This is a genomic window from Planctobacterium marinum (assembly GCF_020687805.1).
Lineage (GTDB): Bacteria > Pseudomonadota > Gammaproteobacteria > Enterobacterales > Alteromonadaceae > Planctobacterium > Planctobacterium marinum.
The window spans coordinates 157,446-180,142 of sequence record NZ_JAJEWQ010000002.1 but is presented as its reverse complement, the minus strand read 5'-3'; the positions used below and the strand labels follow the sequence as shown (position 1 = coordinate 180,142).

Sequence of the window (22,697 nt, the reverse complement as noted above, 5' to 3'; positions counted from 1 at the left end):
ATGACCATTGCGGTACACTATTGCAGCAGTCAACTGGCCCTAGTTTAGCTGGCGAAAATCCAGAATGGAATCACTATTACAGGAAACTAAACAGCAGATAAGATGCCAGCAACACTGTGACCCACATCACCATGGTACTGGTGGGGTTTGTTTTGGAGAGCTTGCCAAAAGGTCCTTTGCGGTGCAGGAAGACATGATTCAGATTGTCCAACCATGTGCTCACCCATTGACCACAGGCCCGCTCTACACTGCGAAACATCACCAGCCCCAGACGCAGTGCCTCGGGAAGCAATTTGCGATACCCCCACTCGGCATCAATATTTACTGAGCGTAATTCAGGCGGATAATAGCCTTTGAGGTTTAACCACACAAACGCCAGGGCCGAGAAGAACAATAACTGCGTCTGCGCCAGTACGTGGCTGGTGTCATAAGGGCTATAAGTGATAGCAAACGGCAACAGGCTGTATAGCAATTCCGGGAAAACACCGATGGTGATACACAGTGTCGCCGCCAGCGCCATGGCCAACAGCATATTCAGAGGCGCTTCTTTGGTTCTGATGCCGCTGTCGTGAGCGAAAAAGGCGAAATACGGGATCTTAATACCCGCGTGATGAAATACCCCGGCGGACGCAAACAACAGCATCAACCAGATCCAGTCATAGCCTTCTTTTAGCGCTGCACTCATCACCATAGATTTGCTGACAAAACCGCTGAATAACGGAAAGGCAGATATCGATGCCGCGCCAATCAGGCAGAAAATAGTGGTTTTGGGCATACTTTTATACAAGCCGCCAAGTTCTGATGCGTTACTGCGCCCGGTCATATGCAGCACAGCCCCGACAGACATAAACAGAAGCCCCTTAAAGATAATATCGTTGAAGGCGTGTGCAACGGCGCCGTTGATGGCCAGTGCAGTGCCGATACCAATACCCACCACCATAAAACCAATTTGATTGATCATGCTGTAAGCCAGCACACGGCGTAAATCGTTTTCGATCACCGCATAAAATATCGGAAAACAGGTCATAGCAGCGCCGACATACACCAATACCTCTGCCCCCGGAAATGTGCGGGCTAACATGTATACGGCGGTTTTAGTGGTAAAGGCGCTTAAAAACACCGTGCCTGTCGCGGTGGATTCAGCATAAGCATCCGTCAACCAGTTGTGTAAAACAGGAAAGGCGCATTTAATGCCAAAGGCAATAAAAATAATCCAGCCAGCGGTACTTTGCAGTCCGATAAAGCCCAATGCAGCTTCGCCGGTTTGCTGGATGTACAAAATACTGCCTGCAATCAACAGTAAGCCGGAAATGATTTGAAAGTACAGATACCTCAGGCCAGAATGCAGTGCGCGTTCGGTGCGTCTTGCCCAAACCAGAAAGACTGAAGTTAAGGCTAACATTTCCCAGAAGACGATAACGCTAATCAGATCACCGGAAAACACCGCCCCCAGCGCGCTACCGGCATAAAGTAACCCGGCAATTTGCTGCATTTTATCCTTTACGTGCCAGGCGTAAACGGCAGCAATGAACGCGGCAATATGGAAGATAATGCCAAACAGCATACTCAGCTTATCCACTTTTAAAGGGGCCAGTTGTAAATCAAACAGTTGCAACTGCCAATGCAGGCCGTCGGAGAGACTAAGGCATAGTGGCAATCCCAACAACGGTACCGCCACAGCAACCAGCGGCCGCCAGCGGTCATTGCTTAGCAACGCAACAATCGCTCCCAGGTAAAAGGGAATAAAGGGTGCCAGTTCAATCCCCCACATGGTGCTCTTTTCCTTCGTTCTGCTTGTCTGATGTTTCGTAATAATCCTCATCACGCATTACAGCAAGGCGCATCCATTTGGCGACAAGCACCAACACCACACATCCCACAAATCCGTATAATGGATAAAAGCCGGGAAGCCATTCCCAGGGGTGCTCAGTGTGGCGATGCAGTACGAAATCCAGAAGCAACAACATCGCACAGCCCACATAAAACACCTTAAGCAGGCGCTTCACCTTATTGGGATCATCAAAAATGTGTTTATCTGTTGGTTTCATTTACACCACCTTACTTGCAAGTTGGTAAATGGCATCGGCAAAAAAGAATAAGCCAACACATGCCAGCGTTGTGAGCACAATAGCCAGTAGAGAGGCTTTAGGTGCAAGATCTATGCTTCCGGTAGCAGCAGGCGACAATGGCACTGCCGCCGTTGCAGGAAAGAACGCCCGTAAGGACACGGGTAACAAATAACCAATACTCAACAGTGAACTTAACATCAGAAGTAGCATTAACAGCCAATGCTCCGTCTCTACCGTTGCCATCAGCAACAACCATTTACTCCATGTGCCACCAGCGGGCGGCAAACCAATAATACCCAAACTGGCGATTCCAAAGGCCAGCATGGTGATGGGCATTTGTTTACCCAGGCCCTGCATATCCTGAATTTCAGTTTTATGGGTGGCCACTAAAATGGCTCCGGCACAAAAAAACAAGGTAATTTTACTGAAGGCATGCATGGCAATGTGCATGGTGCTGCCTATTATCCCCAAAGGTGTGGCCAGCAAAGCCCCCATGGTGATGTACCCCAGTTGACTCACTGTTGACCAGGCGAGGCGCGCCTTAAGGTTGCGCTTTCTGATAGCCACCAATGAAGCGACCAGAATAGAAAACCCTGCCAGATAAAGTAAAAAGGTAGTGCCAGGCAAATTGGCCAGGCGTTCAATGCCAATGACATACACCATAACCTTGAGTATGGTAAAAACACCGGCTTTAACCACGGCAACCGCATGCAACAAGGCACTAACCGGGGTTGGTGCTACCATGGCAGCGGGCAACCAGCTATGCAGTGGCATGAGTGCGGCCTTACCAATGCCAAACACAAACAGCACCAGGATCACAGACACCACTTCATCACTGACCTGTGCAAACAAACCGCCATTTTTAAAATCCAGCGAGCCGGTAAAATGCCAGGTACTGATAATGGCCAATAACAAAAACAGGATGGAGCTGAGCAACAATATCCCCAGATACACTCTGGCACCGCGTTTAGCTTTCGCGGTTCCCGCATGTGCCACCAGCGGAAAGGTGGACAGGGTCAGTAATTCATAAAAGATAAACAAAGTCAGCAGATTGCCCGCAAAAGCAATACCCAATACCGAAAAAATGGCGATAGCAAAGAAGCAATAGAACTGCGTTTGTCTGGGCTCATGATGGGCCCGCATGTAGCCTGTCGCATATAAGGTAGTTACTGGCCACAGTGCACTGGCCACCAGCGCAAAAACCATACCCAGAGGTTCAATCTTGAAGGCGATAGTTAATCCCGGAAACAAAGCGAACAGGTGGCACTCAATGGCAGTACCGGCCCATAAACTTTCCAGCAGCAACAGGTTAACAATAAAGACGAGTATGCCAAACGTTATACTCAGGGTTTCCCGAATGTTGGGTTGCTTGCGAAACAGAACAATCAACAGCACTAAAAAAAGCGGCAATGAAAGTGTCGTAATTAACAAGGTACTGGCATTCATGGCAGCACCTCAATGTGCATTAACTGGGTCGCGACCTGGTCAGTGAGCGTCACTGTCAGGCGGGTATCCATACCAAAATACAGATTGGCCAGCACCAGCACCCATACCGGGATTAAGAGCGACAACGGCGCCTCTTTAAGTTGCGCCTGATTGACTAGAGCAGGCTTGAAATAAGCGGCATCCACCACCTTCCAGATATAAATGACAGAAAGCAGGGAACCCACCAAAATAATGACAGAAACCAGATACCAGCCCTGCGCAATAGCCGCCTGCAACAGATACCATTTACTGACAAAGCCGACGGTAAGTGGCATACCAATAATACTCACGCCGCCAATCACAAAAGCCGCCAGGGTAAAGGGCATGTGGCGACCTATGCCCTGAAAGTGTTTCAGACTAACCCCACCAATCCGATAAAACACCGCGCCAAGCGTTAAAAACAGCGCCCCTTTCATCAGGGCGTGATTGAACAAATGCAACAGGCTGGCCATAAGCCCAGTGATTGAACCAAAGCTCAACCCCAACACCATATAACCAATTTGCGCGATGCTGGAGTAGGCTAACATGCGCTTGATATTCTGCTGATTGATAGCCACCAGCGAAGCCACCAACACCCCCAGAGTGCCCAGGGTAACAAACACCGCCTGCAGCGGGATTGTAGTAAAGGAAAAATCCACGCCAAACACCACGAACACAAAGCGCACCACCACATACAGTGCCACCTTGGTGGAAGAGGCTGCTAAAAATGCCGTTACCACGGTGGGCGCATAAGCATAAGCATTGGGTAACCACATATGTAGTGGAAACAGCGCCAACTTCAGACAAACACCCACAATAAAAAAGCAAAATGCCACGAAAATGGTGCGGGTATCGGCCATTTCCGGTAATCGCTCAGCTAAATCAGCGATATTCAGGGTGCCGGTTTTCATATACAGAAGCCCGATACCAATTAATATAAAGGTGGCACCTATCGTGCCCATCACCAGATACTGAAAAGACGCCCACAATGCCCGACGGTCACGGCCCAGGGCGATCAATACATAAGAAGAGAGGGAAGAAATTTCCAGAAAAACAAACAGGTTAAATGCGTCACCTGTCACCAAAATGCCCAGTAATCCGGCAAAACATAACAGATAGGCCACATAAAAATAGGTGTGTTTTCCAGGTGCGATATCCTTTTTATTTTCCAGGCTGGTATGGGCAGACGTAATCACCAGCGTGCTGATTGCGGTGATGAGCAGCGCCACAAACGCGTTTAGCTGATCAACGCGAATTTCTATGCCATAGGGCGGCATCCAGCCACCGAGATGGTAGGACAGCGGACCGGTATCCGACACCTGCCACAACATCAACGCAGCAACAACGAATGAAAAACCCGACACCAATAAGGTGAACAACCAGTTGAGCAGTTTGTGGTTGATCAACAGGCATAATGGTGCCGCCAGCAGCGGCACAATAACCTGTAAAATAGGTAACTGTGCACTACTCATGAAACGGCTTACTCCTTTTTTCACTGCGACGCTTTTTCACATCCCATCGTTGAATAACATCTTCTTCAACAGTGTGATAAGCCCGTTTAATTCTGACTATCAGCGCCAATGCCACCGCCGTGGTGGAAATACTCACCACAATCGCGGTCAGGATCAGCACATGCGGCAATGGATTGGAATACACCGCCGTGCCTTGCTCTATCTGAATGGGCGCAGTGGCTCCCGTCACTTTCGCCATACTGATATAGAGGATAAACACCGAGGTCTGAAAGATGGTTAGCCCCACCACTTTTTTGATCAGATTGCCATCGGTGATAACAATAAATAATCCACACATCATCAGGGCGACCACAATCCAGTAGTTATAAAGACCGAAAAATGTCTGTAGCCACTGAGTCTCAAAGTTCATGGCGCCCCCTGGGTTTTTTCACCATCCCGGGCAGCTACTACCCTGGCTGATTTTGCTGGCGAAACCACACTTCCGGTAAAGGTGAAAAACACACAAACCATCACCGCCGCCACGGTCAGCCCTACGCCAAATTCAATCAGTAATATGCCCAGGTGTTGCCCGGCAACAGGTGTCTCCAACAACACCGAATAATCTAAAAAGTTGCCGCCCTTTAACATGGAAACAATGCCCACAGAGCCATACAACAAAACCCCCAACGCAGCACAAAATCGAATGACCGGAAAGCTGATAACCTGCATTGCATTTTCCAAACCATAGAGCATGCTGTAGAGAATGATGGCTGCCGCAAAGATCACGCCGGCCTGAAACCCACCACCTGGCCCAAAATCACCGTGAAACTGCACATACAGAGCAAACAGTAAAATAAACGGAAGTAATAGCTTGGAAGTAATCCGCAATATCAGGTGATGTTTCATGGGCTGCATGTCATCCACCACAAAGCCATCACGGGAATGGGGCAACAACGCCAGCACAGCCACACCAGCGGTAAACACCACGACCAATTCACCGAAGGTATCAAATCCCCGATAACTGGCCAGCACGGCAGTAACGTAATTGGGAATGCCAATTTGTTGCTCGGTATTTTCCAGATAATAGGCCGCTACATGACCATTCGCCGGATTTTCAGGCATGCCAAAATAGGGCATTCCCAGCGTGCCATAAATCAACAGGACCCCAATCACCAGCACCAAAAGCAAGCCTATCCGGGTGCGAATACTGGGTCTGGATAGCTCATAACGCCCGGTTATTGCCAGAGTAGTCAGCATCAAAATAGTGGAGATACCCGCGCCCACAGCAGCCTCAGTAAAGGCGACGTCTACGGCATCCAAAACCACGAACAGACTGGCCGACAACAAACCGTAAATGCCACTTAACATAGCGATGGCAAATAGATCTTTCAGGGCAATAATGGTGAGTGCCGTCAGCAGTAAAAAAAGCAGCAGAAAAACATGAATCAGGGCTTCGATTTTACACCTCCTGACGAATCATCCTCCCTGCTCATTGCCGGGATATCGATACGGATATGTTCCCCCAGAGGTTTGCGGCCACTGTGCAGTGCCGCTTTTGCCATCGCGTGACTGGACGCCGGCCCGGTTATCAGTAAAAACAACAATATGAACAGCAGTTTTAACGTTACCAGGCTAAACCCTGCCTGCAACATTAAGCCACTAAGTACCAATCCAGCCCCTAAGGTATCGGTTACGCTGGCAGCATGCATACGGGTAAAAAAGTCGGGGAACCGATGTAAACCAACCGCACCGGAAAAACAGAAAAAGCTGCCGCTGAGCACTAAGATGCCACTGAGAATATCAATCCACAGAACATTATCTGTCATGATTAATTTCCCCCCGCTTGTCGTATTCAAAAAAGCGTAAAATTGCAATCACACTGATAAAGTTCATCAGTGCATACACCAGTGCGATATCCAGAAACATCGGCCTGCCCATCAAAAACCCCACCACGGCGATAAACAATACGGTTTTAGTGCCAAACATGTTGACCGCCAGAATACGGTCATACAAAGAAGGGCCAGCCATTGCTCTGAGCAAGGCTAAAAACATAGTGACCACTATGGCAATTACAGCTGCGGTTAACATCAGGACACCAACTGCCGAACTTTCTGACCTTTTTCACCGCTGAGAATGTTGCTGAATGCACTGTCTGTCAGGGCGTGAACCGTTATGCTGTCTTGTTGAAGATCTATTGAAATAGTGCCCGGCGTGACCGAAATTGCATTGGCATAAATGGCTTTTTCCATGTCACTCATCTGGCTCAGTGTATAGGTGATTAACTTAGGTGAAATGGCAGGCTTAAATTGCCAGATATGTTTGACCACCAGCAAATTGGAAAGGAATAAATCCAGTAACAACCAGCTCAGGAATCGGGGTAATTTCAGCTCAAATCCCACCGGGTGAGTTTCACCGTCTAAAATGTTGAGCCGGTACACGATATAGAGTACCGCCAGCACCGACGCCAATCCCAAACTCAGAATTAACAGTGAGGTGTGCCCTGACATTAGCAACCAAAATACAGCTAAGGTCATACTAAAACTTAACGTATGTCGCATATCCCCTCCATGCCAGCTATTGTCTATCAGGGCCTGTTGGCCTCTGGTGTGTGAATCTTGTTAAACCGTATTTTTGCTTACTTTTTTGCCTCTATAATTAAAGAGTCTGTGCGCAGATAGTGCATGACTTTTTCAGCGACATTGCCGAAAATCATGCCGGATAATCCGCTGCGCCCCATGCTGCCCATCACCACCATTTCGGCTTTGAGGTCATTTGCACAATGGGGGATCATTTTTTCAGGTTCGCCCACCGTCACATGCAATTGCACATTGGGAATATCAAACGGCGACACGACCGCGGCCAACTTTTCCTCTGCCTCAGCGCGATGCTTGCGTTCGTGCTGCCTGACGTCGATCATATCCAAATCCATCTGAATACCGGATACCGGAATGCAGTAAACAACGTGCACCTGGCAATCAAAGGTGGACGCCCATTTCCGCGTCCAGTCCAAAATGGTGTTATTGAGCTCAGTGTGGGCCGCATCATCCGTAGTCGGATCTATCGCCGTCATCAGCGCATGTTTGCAATTCCAGCGATGATGATGTGCTATTAGTACCGGAACCGACACATTGCGGATCAGTTCCCAGTCACAAGGGGTGTGAAACAGCGACTCTGAGCGATGACCCGTTTTAATGATCAAATCAAAACGCCTGGTTTCGCAATATTCTGTCACCCACCTGGCCACGTCTTTAGTAACCACGACCTGACTTTTAATCGCATCTTTATGGGGGTAATCTTCAAAGATGTCACTCAGTGTTGCGGTTAGTTCTTGCGCTGAATTGGCAAGTGTGGCCGCATCATGTTTATCTTCTTCCTTGATAAAGCGGATCACTTCGATGTCTTCTCCCATCGGAGCCGCAATGTCGTGAGCTTTAATTAATGAGCAATTTTCACGCTCGTGCTTATCAGTAATAACCAGAATCGTTTTAGCCATACGGCCTCTTTATAGCGCATTTTTTGAACGAATAAGCCTAAGTATAGATGAGATCTTAAAAATTGAAGGAAAACCGAACAAATCTTGAAAATAGATTATAAAATCAACGATATAAACAGAGCTGCAGACGCTTAAAGTATCTACTACCTGGCCTCAATTCAGGTTGACAACAGCGCCTTCAACCTGAATCAGCACCGGGCTTAAAGAATCAACATCCGTGTTCAATTGCACCTCTGAAACCCTGTGAAACGCCAGTCAGAACATTGCTCAGAAAAGCGTCCTTAAGTCCATTTCCCGGCCACACTATTTTTGCACGTCAGCGGCAGATGCGCTGGTATTAAGAGTCTGATTAAAGCGCTTAATATCTGCCGCTTTCACCAGGCTATACACACAGGGCAATACCAGTAATGTCAGCACCACCGCGCTGGTCATACCGCCCACCATCGGTGCCGCAATACGGCTCATAACTTCTGAGCCTGTGCCGCTACCATACATAATAGGAAGCAGTCCGATAATAATCGTCGCCACCGTCATCATAACCGGGCGCACTCTTAACCCTGCTCCCTGCAACAGGGCTTGCCGATAGGCGCTATCAGAAATGATCCGATTGTTGAGATTGGCTTGTTCTTTTAACTCCTTAACTGCCTGATTGAGATATACCAGCATGATAACCCCGATTTCCACCGCCACACCGGCCAGGGCAATAAAGCCAACCCCAACGGCCACTGAAAAGTTGAAGCCTTCAAAGTACATCAGCCACAATCCCCCGATCATAGCCATGGGCAAGGTAGCGATGATTAACACCACTTCACTTAAGCGACGGAAATTGAGATACAGTAAGATAACAATGATGGCTAATGTCAAAGGCAGTACATAGCTGAGCTTTTCTTTGGCCCGTTCCATGTACTCATACTGCCCCGCCCAGTTGATAGAATAACCTGCGGGTAATTCCAGCTTGTCACTCAATGCAACTTTGGCGGCATTAACATAACTGCCCACATCAATATCTTCGATATCTATAAAGGTCCAGCCATTGATTCTGGCGTTCTCACTTTTAATGCCAGGTGGGCCATTTTCGATATAGATATCCGCCACATCACCCAACGCTATGCGCTGGCCTGAAGGTGCAATCACCGGCAAGCGCGCCAGCTTTTCCGGTGAATCCCGATAGTCCTGCGGATAGCGCACATTCACTGGATAGCGCTCCTGCCCTTCCACCGTTTGGGTAACATTAATACCGCCAATTGCCGTGGCAACCACCTGCTGTACATCCGCAATATTCAGGCCGAAGCGGCTGGCTTTATCGCGCAAAATATCCACTTTGATATAGCGCCCACCAGCCACACGCTCAGAGTAGACCGAAGCGGTTCCAGGCAGTTCGCCCAGGATCCGCTCCAGTTGCTGTCCAATGTCCTGGATAACACTCAGCTCCGGACCGGCCACTTTAATGCCCACCGGCGTTTTAATCCCGGTGGCCAACATATCAATGCGGGTTTTAATGGGCATAACCCAGGCATTGCTGACGCCCGGAAACTTCACCAAGGCGTCCAGTTCCGCTTTCAGACTTTCAGTGGTGAGACCCTCTCGCCATTGGGATTTGGGTTTCAACTGAATAAAGGTTTCGATCATAGTCAGTGGCGCCGGGTCTGTTGCTGTTTCAGCCCTTCCCACTTTGCCAAAGACGTTCTGCACCTCGGGAACCGTGCGAATCAGCTTGTCGGTTTGTTGTAACAACTCTCTGGCTTTACCAATGGAAATACCGGGATAGGTGGTGGGCATATACATTAAATCCCCTTCATCCAATGGCGGAATAAATTCACTGCCAATCTTGTCAACCGGATAAAAGCCTACCAGTGTCACCATCAATGCCACCACAATCGTTATTTTGGGAAACTGTAATACTTTGCTCAATACCGGCATATAACTGGCTATCAGCAAACGGTTTAACGGGTTTTTCTTTTCAGAAATCACCTTACCGCGAATAAAGTAGCCCATTAACACTGGCACCAGGGTAATAGCCAGTCCGGCGGCAGCCGCCATTGCGTAGGTTTTGGTGTAAGCCAGCGGCGCAAACATACGGCCTTCCTGTGCCTCTAAGATAAACACGGGTAAGAATGAAACCGTGATAATCAACAAACTAAAAAACAAGGCAGGCCCCACTTCGCTGGCGGACTTAGCCACTATCTGCCAACGGTTTTCATCGCTCAGCGGCGTTTTCTCCATGTGTTTATGCATGTTTTCGATCATCACTATAGCGCCATCCGTCATGGCGCCGATAGCGATAGCAATCCCCCCTAAGGACATGATGTTGGCGTTGATCCCTTGCAGATGCATGATAATAAAGGACACCAAAATGCCCAACGGCAGGGTGATCACCGCAACAATAGAAGAGCGAAGGTGAAATAAAAAGGCCACACACACCAGCGCCACTACAGCCAGCTCTTCGAGCAACTTACCCCAGAGATTGTCAACAGCGCTCTCTATCAGTTGTGACCTGTCATAAACCGGCACCACTTCTACCCCTTCGGGTAACGAATGCTTAAGTTCATCCAGTCTGGCTTTCACACCGTTAATGGTTTGCTGTGCATTTTCGCCAAAACGCATAACGATGACACCGCCTACCACTTCGCCTTCGCCATTCAGCTCAGCAATACCCCGGCGCATTTGCGGCCCCATACTAACCTGGGCCACATCGCCAATAGTCAACGGCGTGCCTTTTGTATTCACACCCAGCGGTATTTGTTCGATATCTTTAACCGACTGGATATAGCCGGTGGCGGTGACCATGTATTCGGCTTCAGCCATTTCCAGTACCGAAGCTCCGATCTCCTGATTACCGCGGGTCAACGCTATCTGCACCAGTGACAGTGGTACCCCGTAGGCCCGCAACTTGTCCGGATCCACCTGCACCTGATACTGACGCACCATGCCGCCGACAGAAGCCACTTCTGATACACCGTCAACGGTTTGCAGTTCGTACTTTAAAAACCAGTCCTGAATACTGCGCAACTGACTGATATCGTGTTTACCGGTTTTATCAGTTAACGCATAGATGTATATCCAGCCCACCCCTGTGGCGTCCGGCCCCAGTTGTGGCCTTGCCTGCTCGGGTAAATTTGGGGCAACCTGACTTAAGTATTCTAAAACACGGCTGCGGGCCCAATAGATATCCGTGTCATCATCAAAAATGACGTAGACATAAGAATCCCCGAAAAAAGAAAAACCTCTGACGGTTTGTGCACCTGGCACCGACAACAAGGCCGTGGTGAGTGGAAAGGTGACTTGATCCTGGACTACCTGAGGTGACTGTCCCGGATAACTGGTTTTGATAATCACCTGAACATCGGATAAATCAGGGATAGCATCAACCGGTGTATTTTTCAGACTATACAAACCAGCAAACACTAAAATAAAGGTACAGAGCAACACGAAAAAGCGGTTGCCAACAGACCATCTGATGATTGCTTCAATCATTAACCTTTCCTCAATTAATGACCAGAATGGTCCTGATGTTGTTTGGCATCAGCTGCAATTTCGGTGATCACCAAATCATCCCTGACTTCAAAGGTAAAGCGGATCGCATCACCCGCTTGCCAACTATCCAGAGGTAAACTCTGCGCCAGCACAAAGTCCATCGTGGCAGGACCACGGTTCCATTTAGCAATGGCTTCGCGACTGATATTCAGAGTGCGTCTTTCTCTGTCTATCGCATTAATCACACCACTTACGGTCGCTTCAGGGTAGTCTTTCTCTACCGGCCCCATAACGTGAATCCCAGTCACGGAATAGCCGCCATCTGCCAACTTTGTCACTTCAAAATGCAACCCATAGCCAGCTTGTAATGCCTGCATATCAACAGATTCTGCTACATCAAAGTCCATGGTCATTTCTGGCCATCCCCAGGCCGGTACCGCATCATGAGTGATATTGACGCTGCGCTGTTCAGCTTGCACAGAATTTATCTCGCCTTCCATCCAGACAGCATCGGGGTCTTTGTTGGGACTCATGCGCTGAAAGTCCGAACTTTTGCTGGACTCAGAATCAATGAGGAATTGTGCCGATGTGACCACCCGGTCGTCGCCATTCAGGCCTTCCAGAATTTCAATAACATCATCGGATATACGGCCGATTTTAACCGCCACAGACTTGTATTGTCCTTCGCCCATCACCAGCACTACGCGGTCCTGATCGCCGGTGCGAATCACAGCTTCACGGGGCACCAATAAAGCATTTTCTTGCGCATCGGCATGAATGGTGACCTTGGCGAACATATTAGGTTTGAGTAACCTTTCGCGATTATCAAATTTCAAACGTACTCGTAAGGTTCGGGTCCTGGCATCAAGTGAAGGATAGACATAATCGACTTTGCCAGGCCAACTGCGCCCAGGTAAATAATCCAGGGTCATGGTCACTGACTGGCCGGACTTTATCAGGGCCGCGTCTCGCTCAAACACTTCCGCTTCCACCCAAACCTGCTCCAGTTTGCCTATGCTCATCAGCGTGTTACCCGGCTGAACATAAAAGCCTTCACGAGTTTTCAGGGCATCTATCACCCCGGACTGAGGGGCATAAAAAAACACGGTTTGTGAAGCGCTACCGGATGCTTTCAGCTCCTGAACAAAATGCTCAGACACCTGAAGTGCCAATAAACGCGCCCTTGCGGCGTTAATTAAATCCCGATTATTGCGTTTTAATGCCAGTAAATACTCTTCCTGAGCATTCACCAGTTGCGGTGAATACAGAGAATATAAAGGCTGCCCCATTTGCACCGGATCCCCCTCGGCTTTGACGTACAGTCGTTCAATCCAGCCATCAATACGCGGATGGATATGCACCAGGTTATCCTCATCATACTGAACATAGCCCACAGTCTTAATTTGCTGGTGCAAATCCATGGTTTTTACTTCCGTCGTGCGCACCCCAAGATTATTGACCACATGCGGGGCAATTTTGACTACCCCAGGCCCATCGGCTTCGTTACCCAGGTCTTCTTCATAAACCGGGATGAGGTCCATGCCCATTGGCGATTTACTAGGTTTGTCGCGCCGATAATTGGAATCCATTGGAGCTACCCAATACAGGGGTTGCTTTTGTTGTTCGGCTTTTTCTCCCTCTAAGGCATTTTCTCCCTGAAACATCATCAGTACACTACCCAAAACGAGTCCGATTAACAGGGTGACAAGCAATTGAATCTTTTGTTTCATGATTATTTTCCGCTCCACTTTGCGTCGTTCAATACAACATCCGACTGAGTCAGAAAATAATTAAGTCGTGCTGTTGATTTGAGCATAGCAATATCAATTTTTAACTTAGCGATGCGCATGTTGAGTTCTGCGATTTTGGCTCTGACCACCTCAGCAAAATCGCCGTCATCAGTGGTGTAGGCATTCAACGCCGCTTCTGCCTGGTCTTTGCTTTGCTGTAATAATTGCGTTTGATACAAGTCGGCGCGCAGTCTGAGCCGGGAGATTTCTTTAACATAGCCCTGCACCTTGCTGATCATTTGCTTTAACAGCACCCGTTTTTCGGTTTTTACCGCTTCGGACTCAGCAATTGACGCGGCAACCTGTTTATCTTGTTTGTTTTCAGTGAACAGCGGTAAGTCCATACTAACCCCTACAGAAAAGAAATCCGCGCGACTACTCCCTTGCGGAGTATCATCGCGGTAACTATAACTGGCATTTAATCCCCAGGCGGATTTGTAGCCCTGATGCGCGATTTGCACCTGTTTTTGTGACGCCTGATAGCTGACATCAATCGCCATTACCGCCGGGTGACGCATTAGGTGTTGCGCCAGTTTTTCTATATCCAGAGCTTGCGTGCTCAATAGTTCAGGTGCCAGTGCCGGGATTACAGGTAGCGTTTCTTCCACACTGTATTCGTCCACACTGTACTCATTCAATAAGGAGGCATGCACAGAGTCGGTTAATGCAGAATAGTCAATCAGCCATTCATTTAATCCGGCCAAGGCCACATCGCGAAACTGCGCCTGTTCATTTAAGCGCTCATCCAACTGCACCAATTCCAGACTGGCTCTGATGACATCCTGTTGCCGGGTTCTTTGCAGTGCTGTGGTATAACTGCTTCTTGCAGCTTCTGCCATTTGCTCAAACAGCACCCGATCCCCCTCAATGAGTTCAATGATTTTGCTGGCCTGATAGGCATCGAGCCATAAAAGCGATACTTCAGCAGCCACCTGTGCCGCTCGGTTCGCTCTTAACAACGGGTGCTTCTGTGCCTCTATCTTTAGACGGGATTGAGTGAGCGCCAGGGTATCTCCACGTGGAAATATCTGAGACACGCCCACCTTTAACTGAGTCATGGCTTCCTGATTAAAACGCCAGGAATCCACCGGAAGATTCATCATGCTGACGGAGACATTCGGGTCTGGTAATTGACCTGCCGCGACACTGCGCTGTTCAATAGCGGTCTGGGTGAGCTGGCTCTGTTTGTGCCAATTGTCGTGCTTGTTAGCCAACTCAATAGCCTCAGGCAAGGTCAGGCTCTGTTGTGCCGAGGCATAGCTGCTTAACCCCACACAAAGCATTAAGCTGACAACGAAAACAAGGCGGGAAATCGAGAAACGACGGGCTTTCGATATTCGCCAACGGCTAGTAAATACTTCACTCATTTTTACCTCCAGAACACTGGAACAAAAGGCGCTGCAAAGCGCAATTTCACTGATTCAAACTTTTCATTGTGCGCATTGCGTAAATTTCAGGCGCACTGATCCTGGTCAGGCAAAAATGGGGGGACGATATAGGGAATTGAGAGAGATATCGAGGTTGTGTTGGTCTAGAGCAAAAAAGTTATTTGTAGGAAAACTGGAAGTGCTGAGCACTGCACTGTCAGACAGACAAGAAAAGCTGTGACAACTACTTTCAGGGCACTGGCATTCGCTACCACAGTGGGATTCATCGCTGCTGTTATGATCCATCTGGGCGTGTTGCATAAGGTCGTGTTTCATAGGAGCATGGCCCATGCCAGCATGGTGCATGCTCTTATCATTACCGCTGTGATCTACACCGCTATGGGTCATATCACTATGCTCCATGTCGCTGTGATGCATTTTCACATCAGTCTGTATGTAGGAATCATGATTCATATTACCGCTCATCGACATCGCGCAAGACATTGTGGCATAGGCCATAGATTGCCCAACCAGTGACAGCACCAGAGCAATAATGGTCAGCAACTTTGCGCTGAATTTGTTTACAAAGCGATATTTCATAGCCGAACAAATTAACAAAATTTTGGCGGATAGACAATAAACACTCCAGTATTACGCATCACCAAATGTTAAAGAATGTGACTTTACCACTTACTTTAAACCCCAAATTTTGTTTATTTTTTGAGCGTCACACATATACTCATTAAGTCAATATTGAATACAGAAAACATCAAAATCTTCAACTGTCATTTCATCATGTATCCGCTAAATGATTATAGGTACATATTAAGTATTAATCAGGTAAATCATTGTTCAAAAGGGGTGGACTCACATCACATCCATTACCTTAGATTAGATTTATAAATCCGAAAAAAATAGAACATTAATTTTATTTAATATCCAGTACAGGAAGGCTTAATACAGGCTTGCTAAATTACCTCTGAATCAAAATTACGAGGTAAATCTATGCTATTTAATCGACCATTTTCTAAACTACTATTGCTTTGCTTTGTGTATATAATATCGGCAAATTGTATAGCAGCAAATCATCAACAAACCAGAAAAATTCTGAAAGAACAGCAGGTTATTGACGCCAGAGTGGTCAACAACTTTGCGCTAAATGCTTTTGCGAAGCGATATTTCATAGACACTCGATTAAATTTTTTCTAACTGTTTTCTATGATGATGTTAGGTGCTTAAGCCTTTCAGCACACAATAGTTCATTGTGGAAAATAACTTTCTAAAAAATTGAATGAAAATTAAAACCTATTTGTAAAACTCAAACCTGTTTTGTCCTTTTCTTTTAGCTATGTACATGGCTTTGTCTGCATGGTCGATCAAACTTTCCTCGCTATCAGCATCACCAGGAAAGGTGCTAATTCCTATACTCACCGTAACGATAACTGATTTGCTGTTGAGTCTGTGAGGTTGACAAAAGCTGGAAAGTATTTTTTCGGCAACTTGTTCACAATCCCTCAGACTGGCAACCTCGTTCAATAACACCAAAAATTCATCCCCACCATACCTTCCGACACTGTCACTCGACCTGATACAGTTTATTATTCTTTTGGCCACTGATTGTAGTAATTTGTCTCCGATTAAATGTCCAAGCGAATCATTAACCAGTTTAAAACTATCTAAATCAAGGAATAACAATCCTATTTGAGTGCTTTGCCGCTTTGCTAAATTCATGGCAAATTGAATGCGGTCTATCAATAAAAATCTATTTGGTAGGCCAGTGAGCAGATCGTAGTTTGCGCGATAGTATGTTTCCTCCGAATGAGAATCGTCTATTGATTTTTGGTGTAACGCTATTACAAAACCATTGCATGTTCCCGCATTATCGTACACGGGGATCATGGTTCCTTGCATTGTAAGGTGCTGTGAAGGAAAAGATATATCTCGCGTTAAAAGTGGAGGGCACTGCTTCTGGGCAGAGTTTAAAGAATCCAATTGGATTAACGCTTTTCTAATTTCATTTTCAAATTTAAAACCAACCAAATTTGAGATTGGTGTACCAAACGCAGCTGTATGGTTCAAGCCAGTGACAACTTCCGCATTTTGATTTAGGAACGTAATCAAACCATATTGATTACATCCTATTATGGCTATCCCAAGAGAGTTTAATAATCCAGCGGGTTCATTCTTCATCATAATGTGTATTTCATTGCCTCGATAAGTGATTGCGCTAAGGCGCTTTTTGTGGCTTTTCAACAGAAACACTTTCGTAAAATTTCAGTACATGATGCATCCAGGCATTATTGTGCAAATTAGGCCAACTACTGCCGCTGAATGACGGTGCTTTTTTTAAACATTCAATGTTTATTGATAAAACAAATTCTTGTTTCTTAATATCCAGTTCAATATTTTGCCAAGGAACCATAAACATGACTTCCCCGAATCCAAGAAACCCACCGCATGACATCACGGCAAAGGTAACTCTTCCCGATGGGTATGAGACGATCATGTCTATCAACTTACCCACCCGAGCACCCTCACAATCTACGACATTGTTGCTACCGAGTTTTTTTACTCTGTATTGACGTATTATCTTTGATGGACGCTTTTCTTTGAGGGTACTTTCGGCAATTTCTTCAGTGTTCATTGTTAGTCTCCTTATATTCTGATTTTGAATTTAACGTCGTTTTTTTGTATCGCCCCGTCTTACCTTTTACGGTAAGTGAAAGCTTATCCTCACATTCTCTATTTGACCTACGGGATAGATGCTTTGATACCTCTGAACTATGTAGCATTGGAAACCTCCAATTTAGATGGAAGACAACATGGGCTCATATGAGTTGTCTTAGAAGCATACGATAACATTGTGGGATGACGACGAATGTGCGGCAGACAACAAAGGCCTGGGAAAATAGCTGTTCAGGTTATGTGCGTTTGCGAACTGAAAGGACAAACTGAGTTGTTTTAATCTGAGTGTATCGATTAACAAATTTGGAGGTGTCTATCAATAATTTAAAGGATAATTCGGTTACAAATAGCAAAAAGAAAAGAACAAGTAGACCGGCACAGAGAATGAATAAAATCAGGAAATGCCGAGTTAGGAAAATCAAAAGCAGAGACAGAATCAGTAATTACTATCGCTATGCCTGACCATATTCATGTCTAGTTACACAACACTCGGACCGAATACCCTTAATCAAATAACGACTTGGTTACGCCGAAAAGCCTTCTCAAAAAATCTGTGAGCAAGATTTTAATCAGCTAAGTAATGTTGGTTTTAAGCGAATACCATGACCAATGAGGACTCTTACTAGTGTTATCACACATATGCAAAACTATATATTAAATTGCCTTAGCGATGAAACAAAAAACTGGGCTATGGACAATGGTAAAGTTGTCACTTTAACCTCTGGTGGAATAATTTATCGTGCTGGCGCTGCGATTGATCGTATCTATTTTCCAATGACCTCAGTGATAGCTTCGTTTGCAGAACTGGAGAAAGGCCGGTGTTTATGTGTTGGATTAATTGGTAATGAAGGGATGCTAGGGGCAAGTTCGGGACTAGATAAAAGCAATAGATGTTTAAAGTTCAAGGTGATTGAGTCTGGAGCTGCACTATCGATAAATACCCAATTATTCCGGAACCACTTAGCAACCTGCAACGAGTTGAGTAGTTTAATCAATCATTTTCTTTACGCGACAATGCTTCAGAATGTTCGGAATGCAGCTTGTTGTTACTTACATGATGCAAAACAGCGTCTTTCGCGTTGCTTGTTAACTATAAGCCAAAGATTACATTCAAAAGAATTGAATTTGACTCACAATGATTTGGGCGATTTACTCGGAATCCGACGGAATACAGTGACAGGTTTTGCTAATGCGCTGCAAACAGAGGGGGTTATCAGATATAGCAGGGGCCATATCATTCTTTCATCCCGGTCAGCGCTAATAAGGACTTCTTGTGAGTGTTATGAGGATGAAAAAAGCCATCATGAGGCCTTTTTCAAAAATCATGGCCATTGGCGATATGGAACAGAGGAGCGATAATAATAGTCTGCCCCGAGTATCTGAAATAATTATCACATCCTATCCACAAAGTGGTCATGACTCTGAACCTAAAATTTTCAAAATTTTGCAAGTATCAAGCTTAGCTACATAATATTTCCACATCGCAATGACACCCTTTTGTTTTGCCACTATTTCTGTCTTATCTCCACATAGCCAATATAGTTTGTAGTCGGAAATGAGAGTCTCTACGAATTCTGTTGCTGAATTATTTTTAGGTGCGAAATTTCGCACTTAATTGGAGTTCAGTGTGTGTAAGCGCACGGAACACTGAAGAATCAAGAGGTATATTATCATCTCCACCATCGGCAATTAGGTCGGTAGTGAAAACCAGAGGTACTTATGCAGAACCCCACTAAAGACGCAAAACCTGACCAAGAAAAAAAGCTTGCACCGGAAAATGATCCAAAAAAACAACCTCCTAAGCAAGAACAAAAACGAGATAACCAGAAGTAGGTCTATAAGTTATTGAACTTGTTTCATTGAGTGCATTGGTCGAATTAACTCATATTTCTGATAGATTCCATAATGCACTTGTTTGGCATTTATTTTAACCAAGGACGTACACAATGCTTGATCCATTTCAAAATATTTTTTTACAGGTTCTTTCTGCTCTAAAAAGATCCCTGACAACACTAAGCTAAATTATGTTTTCCACAAATAAAATTACATGGCGAGAAAGGTACTTAGATTTAATTCATACCACGAGCGGATTAAATCAGTATTGGTCATTATCCAAATTAGCAGAGGATTTTAACTTTACGCTAAGTGAACAGCCTTTTATTGTGCGAATATTTCTGGAAAATATTATGCGTCACTATAACGAGAATGGTGATGCAAAGGGTAATCTTACCTCTGTTTACATCTCTGCATTGACGGTCAGACAAGGAACAGACGTAGAGTTTCCTTTTCGTCCTCAACGTGTTCTTATGCAGGATTATACAGGTGTTCCTGCTATCGCCGATTTAGCGGCTATGCGCGAATTTGTATCAAAGTCGGGCGGTGATGCGAAAAAGGTAAATCCGGTGTGTCCTGTAGATTTGGTTATTGATCATTCAGTTATTGTTGATCAAGCAGGTAGCTCTGACGCGCTGGATCATAACCGTAAATGTGAAATAGAGCGTAACCAAGAACGATATCAATTTTTAAAATGGGCCGAAAAATCATTTCATAATCTTAGAGTTGTGCCTCCTGGCCGGGGTATATGTCATCAAATTAATCTTGAGTATTTCGCTCAGGTAGTGAGTTGTGAAGATGGTGAATTGTTTCCCGATACGCTGATAGGAACCGACAGCCATACCACTATGATTAATGGTTTGGGTATACTTGGCTGGGGGGTTGGCGGTATAGAAGCCGAAGCAGTAATGCTAGGGCAACCATTGACACTAAACTTACCAAAGGTGGTCGGTGTTAAACTTGTAGGAAAATTATCATTGGGATCGACTGCGACTGATCTGGCGCTTAGTATTACTGAAAAATTACGACATCATGGCGTGGTTGGAAAATATGTTGAATTTTATGGTCCTGGTGTGCTGCATATGAGTGTCGCGGATCGTGCGACAATAGCGAATATGGCACCGGAATATGGCGCGACTTGTGCGTTATTTCCAGTTGATTGCAAAGTGATTGAGTACCTGGGCTTAACCAATCGTCCCGCATCACTAATAGAACAAGTCAAAGCTTATATGTCTATTCAGGGATTGTTCTACACACACGATACTGAAGACCCCGTGTATCAGGAAAATATAGCCATAGATGTGTCCAAAACGGAGACATCATTAGCAGGCCCTAAACGCCCGCAGGATCGACTAGCGTTATCCGAAATTAAAGATAAATCCCTGAATGAGATACTTATTGCCGGACACCCGGTTCCTGATGAGGGTTCCCCTAAGGGCCTTCAGTCTCAATTAAAACATCAAAAATTATGCGATGGAGATATTGTTATTGCAGCCATCACATCGTGCACAAACACCTCAAACCCGCATGTAATGTTGTTGGCTGGGTTACTGGCAAAAGCCGCGGTAGAGCGTGGTCTGTCAGTGAACCCAAGAGTGAAAACCTCACTCGCTCCTGGCTCCCAAGTTGTTGCTCAGTATCTGGATAGCTCGGGGCTTCAGCCTTATCTGGATTGTTTGGGGTTCCAGCGGATTGGTTTTGGCTGCACAACCTGTATTGGTAATTCTGGCCCTTTGAAAGGGGAGCTTGAAGCTGAAATCGAAAAACACCATTTACAGGTAAGTGCTGTATTATCCGGTAATCGAAACTTTGAGGGACGTATTCATCCTTCAGTGACACTAAACTGGCTAATGTCGCCCCCACTGGTTATTGCTTTTGCCCTTGTTGGCCATACTCGTGTCAATTTGATTGAAGACCCCATAGGTACAGATAAAGCTGGCCAAAATGTGTTTCTATCTGAACTCTGGCCTTCTGATAAGCTGATCACCGAGATGTCGGGACATGTTACTCAAGCGCTGTTCGAACAGGCCTACAAAGGCTTGTTTGAAGGCGATGACAACTGGAATAAATTAACTGTTGAAAAATCGGTATGCTATCCATGGAAGGAATCGTCAACTTATATCCGTCACCCACCCTTTTTAGCTAAGGCATTTACCCCTAAGGCAATCAAGTCAGCTCGGATTCTTGCTATTCTAGGTGACTCTGTGACGACCGATCATATTTCTCCCGCAGGTAAAATCAGCGAATCCAGCCCTGCTGGCAAATATTTACAAGCGAATGGTGTTGTACCTGAGTACTTTAATAGTTACGGATCAAGGCGCGGCAATCACGAAGTAATGGTACGGGGAACTTTTGCCAACGCCCATCTTAAAAATAGTATGGTCAACCATACTAACGGTGGATTTACATATTACTCAAGTAATATCAAAGAAAGTATAGCTAGCATTCCCATATATAACGCAAGTCAGCAATACCTCAATGAGGGAACCCCTCTCGTGGTCTTTGCTGGTAAGGAATATGGAACAGGCTCAAGTCGGGACTGGGCCGCCAAGGGATGTCTGCTGCTGAATGTAAAAGCTGTGATTGCTGAATCATTTGAACGAATTCATCGTAATAACTTGGCAATGATGGGTATTCTGCCAATCCAACTTAGCGAAAATGTGACCGTCGGTGCTCTTCAACTGAGAGGTAATGAAATTATTCACCTTGATTGGGATGGTAGCTTATCTCCAAGGCAAACATTGAAGCTGATAATTTGTGATTTATCTAATGAACAGAATACAATATCAGTTATCGTGCGAATAGATAGTGAACGTGAACTTAAATATTTTCTATCCGGAGGGGTGTTGAGTTATGTCGCGTCTCAGTACGTTGCCAGGCCGAATCACGACAAAAAGTTTTGTGAGGATTAAAACGTGTGGTAACTCAAATCCTCACAATGCTCAATGAAACCCCTAACTCAACAGCCGATGATTGACAGCCTATATGATTTTGCAGAAGTATCCATTGCTTGTATATATAGGCAATGGCTGTAGCTTGACCGTGAGTAGATATTTTTACGTTAGCTTTTC

18 protein-coding genes are annotated in these 22,697 nt (G+C 45.9%); 2 read left to right on the top strand and 16 right to left on the bottom strand.

From position 1 onward, the window contains the following. Positions 1 to 76: 76 nt before the first annotated feature. From LJ740_RS06150 to LJ740_RS06075, 16 genes are all read right to left on the bottom strand, one after another. Positions 77 to 1,771 (bottom strand): Na(+)/H(+) antiporter subunit D, encoded by a 1,695-nt coding sequence (locus LJ740_RS06150; RefSeq protein WP_229528197.1) that lies wholly within the window; start codon positions 1,769 to 1,771, stop codon positions 77 to 79. Further along, the gene (locus LJ740_RS06145) at positions 1,758 to 2,048 is read right to left on the bottom strand and encodes a hypothetical protein (protein WP_229528196.1); all 291 of its coding nucleotides are present in this window, start codon (positions 2,046 to 2,048) and stop codon (positions 1,758 to 1,760) included. Before LJ740_RS06145 ends, LJ740_RS06150 begins: the two co-directional genes overlap by 14 nt. Further along, positions 2,049 to 3,515: a proton-conducting transporter transmembrane domain-containing protein gene (locus tag LJ740_RS06140; protein ID WP_229528195.1), complete on the bottom strand. Its 1,467-nt coding sequence runs from the start codon at positions 3,513 to 3,515 to the stop codon at positions 2,049 to 2,051. Next, entirely contained in the window at positions 3,512 to 5,005 is a 1,494-nt protein-coding gene (locus LJ740_RS06135; RefSeq protein WP_229528194.1) for a monovalent cation/H+ antiporter subunit D family protein, read from the bottom strand. The genes LJ740_RS06140 and LJ740_RS06135 overlap by 4 nt, the downstream gene beginning before the upstream one ends. Then, on the bottom strand, positions 4,998 to 5,414 hold the full coding sequence (locus LJ740_RS06130) for a cation:proton antiporter subunit C (RefSeq protein ID WP_267498175.1): 417 nt from the start codon (positions 5,412 to 5,414) through the stop codon (positions 4,998 to 5,000). Before LJ740_RS06130 ends, LJ740_RS06135 begins: the two co-directional genes overlap by 8 nt. Then, positions 5,411 to 6,400, bottom strand: a complete 990-nt coding sequence (locus tag LJ740_RS06125; RefSeq protein ID WP_324255605.1) for a DUF4040 domain-containing protein — start codon at positions 6,398 to 6,400, stop codon at positions 5,411 to 5,413. The genes LJ740_RS06130 and LJ740_RS06125 overlap by 4 nt, the downstream gene beginning before the upstream one ends. A gap of 29 nt (positions 6,401 to 6,429) precedes the next feature. Beyond that, positions 6,430 to 6,810 (bottom strand): monovalent cation/H(+) antiporter subunit G, encoded by a 381-nt coding sequence (mnhG, locus tag LJ740_RS06120; RefSeq protein WP_229528193.1) that lies wholly within the window; start codon positions 6,808 to 6,810, stop codon positions 6,430 to 6,432. After that, entirely contained in the window at positions 6,800 to 7,072 is a 273-nt protein-coding gene (locus LJ740_RS06115; protein ID WP_229528192.1) for a monovalent cation/H+ antiporter complex subunit F, read from the bottom strand. Before LJ740_RS06115 ends, mnhG begins: the two co-directional genes overlap by 11 nt. Further along, positions 7,072 to 7,542: a Na+/H+ antiporter subunit E gene (locus tag LJ740_RS06110; protein WP_229528191.1), complete on the bottom strand. Its 471-nt coding sequence runs from the start codon at positions 7,540 to 7,542 to the stop codon at positions 7,072 to 7,074. The genes LJ740_RS06115 and LJ740_RS06110 overlap by 1 nt, the downstream gene beginning before the upstream one ends. Before the next feature lie 77 nt (positions 7,543 to 7,619). Further along, complete coding sequence (locus LJ740_RS06105; protein WP_229528190.1) at positions 7,620 to 8,477, bottom strand: universal stress protein; 858 nt, start codon at positions 8,475 to 8,477, stop codon at positions 7,620 to 7,622. A 303-nt stretch (positions 8,478 to 8,780) separates the two neighbouring features. Beyond that, positions 8,781 to 11,951 (bottom strand): efflux RND transporter permease subunit, encoded by a 3,171-nt coding sequence (locus LJ740_RS06100; RefSeq protein WP_229528189.1) that lies wholly within the window; start codon positions 11,949 to 11,951, stop codon positions 8,781 to 8,783. 14 nt (positions 11,952 to 11,965) lie between these two features. Then, a complete protein-coding gene (locus LJ740_RS06095; protein ID WP_229528188.1) occupies positions 11,966 to 13,681 on the bottom strand; it encodes an efflux RND transporter periplasmic adaptor subunit in 1,716 nt (571 codons plus the stop codon). 2 nt (positions 13,682 to 13,683) lie between these two features. Then, positions 13,684 to 15,108: a TolC family protein gene (locus LJ740_RS06090; protein ID WP_229528187.1), complete on the bottom strand. Its 1,425-nt coding sequence runs from the start codon at positions 15,106 to 15,108 to the stop codon at positions 13,684 to 13,686. Positions 15,109 to 15,213: 105 nt separating this feature from the next. Continuing rightward, complete coding sequence (locus LJ740_RS06085; protein ID WP_229528186.1) at positions 15,214 to 15,708, bottom strand: hypothetical protein; 495 nt, start codon at positions 15,706 to 15,708, stop codon at positions 15,214 to 15,216. Positions 15,709 to 16,413: 705 nt separating this feature from the next. Next, positions 16,414 to 17,301 (bottom strand): GGDEF domain-containing protein, encoded by an 888-nt coding sequence (locus tag LJ740_RS06080; protein WP_229528185.1) that lies wholly within the window; start codon positions 17,299 to 17,301, stop codon positions 16,414 to 16,416. Positions 17,302 to 17,335: 34 nt separating this feature from the next. Further along, positions 17,336 to 17,752, bottom strand: a complete 417-nt coding sequence (locus tag LJ740_RS06075) for a PRC-barrel domain-containing protein (RefSeq protein ID WP_229528184.1) — start codon at positions 17,750 to 17,752, stop codon at positions 17,336 to 17,338. Between the two features lie 680 nt (positions 17,753 to 18,432). Here LJ740_RS06075 and LJ740_RS06070 point away from each other — a divergent pair. Both LJ740_RS06070 and acnA read left to right on the top strand, forming a co-directional pair. Beyond that, positions 18,433 to 19,152, top strand: a complete 720-nt coding sequence (locus LJ740_RS06070; RefSeq protein WP_229528183.1) for a Crp/Fnr family transcriptional regulator — start codon at positions 18,433 to 18,435, stop codon at positions 19,150 to 19,152. Positions 19,153 to 19,817: 665 nt separating this feature from the next. Continuing rightward, on the top strand, positions 19,818 to 22,538 hold the full coding sequence (gene acnA / locus LJ740_RS06065; RefSeq protein WP_229528182.1) for an aconitate hydratase AcnA: 2,721 nt from the start codon (positions 19,818 to 19,820) through the stop codon (positions 22,536 to 22,538). Positions 22,539 to 22,697: the final 159 nt, after the last annotated feature.

Coding starts and splice junctions, on each gene's coding strand:
- LJ740_RS06070 (WP_229528183.1), top strand. CDS start 18,433: ATGCAAAACTATATATTAAATTGCCTTAGCGATGAAACAAAAAACTGG.
- LJ740_RS06090 (WP_229528187.1), bottom strand. CDS start 15,108: ATGAGTGAAGTATTTACTAGCCGTTGGCGAATATCGAAAGCCCGTCGT.
- LJ740_RS06085 (WP_229528186.1), bottom strand. CDS start 15,708: ATGAAATATCGCTTTGTAAACAAATTCAGCGCAAAGTTGCTGACCATT.
- LJ740_RS06095 (WP_229528188.1), bottom strand. CDS start 13,681: ATGAAACAAAAGATTCAATTGCTTGTCACCCTGTTAATCGGACTCGTT.
- LJ740_RS06135 (WP_229528194.1), bottom strand. CDS start 5,005: ATGAGTAGTGCACAGTTACCTATTTTACAGGTTATTGTGCCGCTGCTG.
- LJ740_RS06145 (WP_229528196.1), bottom strand. CDS start 2,048: ATGAAACCAACAGATAAACACATTTTTGATGATCCCAATAAGGTGAAG.
- mnhG (WP_229528193.1), bottom strand. CDS start 6,810: ATGACAGATAATGTTCTGTGGATTGATATTCTCAGTGGCATCTTAGTG.
- LJ740_RS06130 (WP_267498175.1), bottom strand. CDS start 5,414: ATGAACTTTGAGACTCAGTGGCTACAGACATTTTTCGGTCTTTATAAC.
- acnA (WP_229528182.1), top strand. CDS start 19,818: ATGTTTTCCACAAATAAAATTACATGGCGAGAAAGGTACTTAGATTTA.
- LJ740_RS06140 (WP_229528195.1), bottom strand. CDS start 3,515: ATGAATGCCAGTACCTTGTTAATTACGACACTTTCATTGCCGCTTTTT.
- LJ740_RS06105 (WP_229528190.1), bottom strand. CDS start 8,477: ATGGCTAAAACGATTCTGGTTATTACTGATAAGCACGAGCGTGAAAAT.
- LJ740_RS06150 (WP_229528197.1), bottom strand. CDS start 1,771: ATGTGGGGGATTGAACTGGCACCCTTTATTCCCTTTTACCTGGGAGCG.
- LJ740_RS06110 (WP_229528191.1), bottom strand. CDS start 7,542: ATGCGACATACGTTAAGTTTTAGTATGACCTTAGCTGTATTTTGGTTG.
- LJ740_RS06100 (WP_229528189.1), bottom strand. CDS start 11,951: ATGATTGAAGCAATCATCAGATGGTCTGTTGGCAACCGCTTTTTCGTG.
- LJ740_RS06080 (WP_229528185.1), bottom strand. CDS start 17,301: ATGATGAAGAATGAACCCGCTGGATTATTAAACTCTCTTGGGATAGCC.
- LJ740_RS06075 (WP_229528184.1), bottom strand. CDS start 17,752: ATGAACACTGAAGAAATTGCCGAAAGTACCCTCAAAGAAAAGCGTCCA.
- LJ740_RS06115 (WP_229528192.1), bottom strand. CDS start 7,072: ATGTTAACCGCAGCTGTAATTGCCATAGTGGTCACTATGTTTTTAGCC.